Origin of the sequence: Kitasatospora sp. SC0581 (assembly GCF_048159585.1) — a bacterium.
GTDB lineage: Bacteria > Actinomycetota > Actinomycetes > Streptomycetales > Streptomycetaceae > Kitasatospora.
This window is the reverse complement of sequence record NZ_JBLRWA010000225.1, coordinates 1-368: the sequence shown is the minus strand read 5'-3', so window position 1 is coordinate 368 and position 368 is coordinate 1. Positions and strand designations below refer to the sequence as shown.

General features: G+C 48.1%; 1 protein-coding gene. It reads right to left on the bottom strand.

Going from position 1 to position 368, the window contains the following annotated elements; genetic code table 11:
- Nucleotides 1-368 (bottom strand): polysaccharide pyruvyl transferase family protein (locus ACLWS4_RS37885; RefSeq protein WP_416876558.1); only part of this gene is annotated, 368 nt, incomplete at both ends.

The window sequence follows — 368 nt, the reverse complement described above, 5'->3', positions numbered from 1 at the left end:
GATCCTGCTTGTCCGTATACTGGATAAAATTCAATCCGGAAAGCCAGTCGGTATAGGAATGTTTTGCTTTCCCGTAGCTGTTGCCGAATACGAGGCACGGCGTTCTGGTGATAATCGAAAAAATCATCGCGTGCAGCCGGTCGGTAATGACATGTTTGCGCGAGCCGATCCGGTGCAGCATTTTCATAAAATATTTTTCCCTGTCCGCGTAATCGATCGTGTCCACTTCCGATAACACGGTATCCGTGCGGTCAACAGGCCCGATGTTCGCAGCTCTTTCCATGAGCTCGGAAACAAAATTTTCATTTGTCACTTTTTCTTTATCGGCCCTTAACACAAAAAGCACGCCATCCCGTTCCAGATCCTGC